The organism is Rhodopirellula maiorica SM1 (assembly GCF_000346295.1).
Classification (GTDB): domain Bacteria; phylum Planctomycetota; class Planctomycetia; order Pirellulales; family Pirellulaceae; genus Novipirellula; species Novipirellula maiorica.
On sequence record NZ_ANOG01000454.1, the window covers coordinates 1 to 3,112 of the forward strand.

General features: G+C 53.9%; 3 protein-coding genes. 1 reads left to right on the top strand and 2 read right to left on the bottom strand.

Translation table 11 applies throughout. The annotated features are described in order from the left end of the window. Nucleotides 1-31: 31 nt before the first annotated feature. Nucleotides 32-1,204: a 3-dehydroquinate synthase gene (locus RMSM_RS14320; RefSeq protein ID WP_008697278.1), complete on the bottom strand. Its 1,173-nt coding sequence runs from the start codon at nucleotides 1,202-1,204 to the stop codon at nucleotides 32-34. A gap of 99 nt (nucleotides 1,205-1,303) precedes the next feature. Beyond that, nucleotides 1,304-2,158, bottom strand: coding sequence for an alpha/beta hydrolase (locus RMSM_RS14325; RefSeq protein ID WP_052031637.1), 855 nt, complete (start codon nucleotides 2,156-2,158; stop codon nucleotides 1,304-1,306). Nucleotides 2,159-2,442: 284 nt separating this feature from the next. On the opposite strand from RMSM_RS14325, the gene RMSM_RS14330 reads away from it, so the two are divergent. Further along, the coding region (locus RMSM_RS14330; RefSeq protein WP_040766658.1) for an aldo/keto reductase at nucleotides 2,443-3,112 on the top strand (670 nt) is incomplete at its 3' end.

Below are 3,112 nucleotides of genomic sequence, written 5' to 3' on the forward strand. Positions count from 1 at the left end.
AGGGTGGATTGGGGGCTGGCCGCAGCGACCTTTAGTTTGCAGGAATCGCTTTGGTCTTAGCGATTTTGCCCAATGTCTCTATTGCCGTTTTCATCGCGACGGCGTCAATTTCGTGGACATTGATCGGGTCGCCGATCCCGCGAAGCATTGTGATCGTTAATCGACCGCCGAGATGTTGGCGGAACTCTTCGAGACCCTGCATCAATCGATCCACCGGCTCAAGACACGAATGCCAAAGTTGGATGCCGAGATCATGCAAGCATTGCACGGCCATCTCTGCGTCCTGGCGAGGCAATCCAAATTTGATCGATGAGTACAGACAATCAATTGCCACGCCGATCGCGACCGCTTCGCCATGGCGAATTTGATAGCGTGAAAGTGTTTCCAGTTTGTGGGCTGACCAATGACCAAAGTCCAATGGTCTCGCTTCGAGCATCTCGAACGGATCGCCTCCTTCAGTGATATGACGCATATGCAGCACGCAAGAACGGTGGATCGCTCGCCGCGACATATCGGGATCTCGATCCGAAATCTGCGACGCGTGTTCGGCTAGCCAGTGGAATTCGTCCGCATCCTTCAGCAGCGAAACTTTGACCGCTTCGCTCAGTCCGCTACAGAATTCGCGATCGGGCAGTGTTTCTAGCAAGGCAGAATCGTTGAGGACCGCCCAGGGAACAGCAAACGTTCCAATCCAATTCTTTTTGTCGAAATAGTTGATCGCGTTTTTCACACCCACCCCTGAATCTGCCTGCGCCAGCGTGGTGGTGGGCAGTCGCACCAGACGGATGCCGCGATGGGCGATCGCGGCGGCATAGCCGACGGCGTCTAACATCGCACCGCCACCAATCGCGATCACGTAGCTACGGCGATCAAGATTCAGGTCGTGAATTCGCCCCAAAATTTCTTCTACCGCCGTCTGCGTGTTTTTGATTGGTTCGCCTCCATCGACCAAAATCGTGGGTGACGTCAACTCGATCGAATCCTCGCTGCGGAGCTGCGATTCGATCTCGGCCACCCGTTCGCTCGATTGGGCCACCGATCGTTCCGCGATCATCAGCACCCGTGCACGACCGTTGTCTCCGCCGTCCAACAAATCAATCAATACCGAGAAATCATCGCCTGCGACATCGTCCGTGACCCTCAATCGATGAACGAACGAGGCGGTAAAGGCGATGTCGGTCGAATTGGAGAGACGATTCAGCATGGATATTTTTAACGAGGTGGTTGTTGTGAATTGCGCGCGGTGGACATCAATAGTGGCAAAACTTGCAGAGCGGAGAAGAACCGATGTCCTATCTCAATACTAGTACGTTTCCTCTTTCCAATCTCGCCAGAGCCAACGGAGTGAATCAGGAAAAATGGCACCGCCATGTTTTCCATTGTGCGCTTCGGTGCCAAAAACCAGTTTGTAGTCGTAGTCTTTAAACGCTAACGCCTTGGCCATTTGACGATTGGCCAAGGGCCAGTTTCCGAATTGGTTATCGAGATCGTTCTCGCCGTCTTGTAGAAATACACGAATCGGCTTCTTATCCGCTTTGCGAATCATGGGCGGATAATTGTGACCGCCGCGAAGATCCACAAAACTGCCGATGTGGCTGAGCACTTTTTGAAATTGGTCGGGACGATGCCAAGCGACACTAAAGGCGCAAATGCCGCCGGAACTGTTGCCGCAAATGGCTCGCATCTTTGGATTTTTCGAGATTTGGTAGTCTTTTTCGACTTCGGGAATGATTTCGGAGAGCAGGAATTCGGCGTAATCGCCACTGACCGTGTCGTACTCAAAACTGCGATTGCTCGGTCGGGGGCTCCAACCGCGTTTTTCGGGAAGTTCGCCTTTATGACCAGGATCGATCATCACGGCGATCGTGATCGGCATGTCGCCTTTGGCGATCAAGTTGTCGAAAACGACCGGGACTCGGAAATCCCCCTTGGTTCCTTCGAAGGCGTGGCCGTCTTGGAAAACCATCAATGCCGCGGGCGTTTTGCCATCGTACTGGGCTGGGACATACACGCTGTAGCGTCTCCGCGTCCCTTCGAACACCTTGCTTGAATCCCAGACATGCTGAGTCACTTTGCCATGTGGAACGGCATCGTTGGGTTGCGAGTCGGAACCATGTTGGTAGTCCTCGGCGATCACCGGGTGAACACACAGTGTCATGGCTAAAACGACGGGGGTGATCAAATAGGCCGCAAAAGCGGCGATCGCCGGCAACGCATGCATAAGACAGACTCGAAGGGACGGGAGGGAAAGTTGGGGGGAGGGACGCTGAGACGTCTGTTGCTATTTTAGCAGCTCAGAACCGTTTTTTCGCGTGGGCATGGCATGAAAAGGACTTTCATCGGGCTGCGTCCGCAGTGGGCTTATTCTGGTTGCCCGAGGGCGTGCTCTCGCGAACATCAAAATTCACCCTCTCTCTACCTTCCCTCTTTGAACCGATCGTGATGCAAAAAAAACGTTTAGGAAGTAGCGGTGTCGTTGTTAGCAATATTTGTATGGGAACGATGACCTTTGGTAACCAATGTGACGAAAAATGCAGTCGTGCGATCTGTGACTTGGCGTTTGATTCGGGAATTGATTTCTTCGATGCCGCCGAGATATACCCGGTGCCCCCCAACAAAGACACCGTTGGGGTGACCGAAGAGATTTTTGGACGTTGGCTAAAAAACAAGCCGCGAGAATCGGTGGTGGTGGCGACCAAAGTCACCGGGCCGGCACACGGATGGTTTTGCCCGCCGGTCCGTCATGGCAAAACGTCGATCGATCGGCACCAGATTTTGCGGGCGTGCGATGCCTCGCTTCGCCGGTTAGGGACCGACTACATCGATCTTTACCAAATTCACTGGCCGGATCACGGTTTGCCCTACGAAGAGGTCTTGGGGGCGTTGACCGAGCTGCGGGACGCGGGCAAGGTTCGCGTGATTGGTTGCAGCAACGAGACGAGTTGGGGAGTGATGAAAAGCTTGTGGACCGCCGACGTCCAAGGGCTCGATCGCTATGAAACTGTGCAAAATAACTTCAGTTTGATCAATCGCCGCTGCGAGAGTGAACTGGCGCAGGTGCTGCGAAACGAGAAAATGAGTCTGCTTCCCTACTCGCCTCGTGGGTGGCGGT

Coding starts and splice junctions, on each gene's coding strand:
- RMSM_RS14320 (WP_008697278.1), bottom strand. CDS start 1,204: ATGCTGAATCGTCTCTCCAATTCGACCGACATCGCCTTTACCGCCTCG.
- RMSM_RS14325 (WP_052031637.1), bottom strand. CDS start 2,158: ATGACACTGTGTGTTCACCCGGTGATCGCCGAGGACTACCAACATGGT.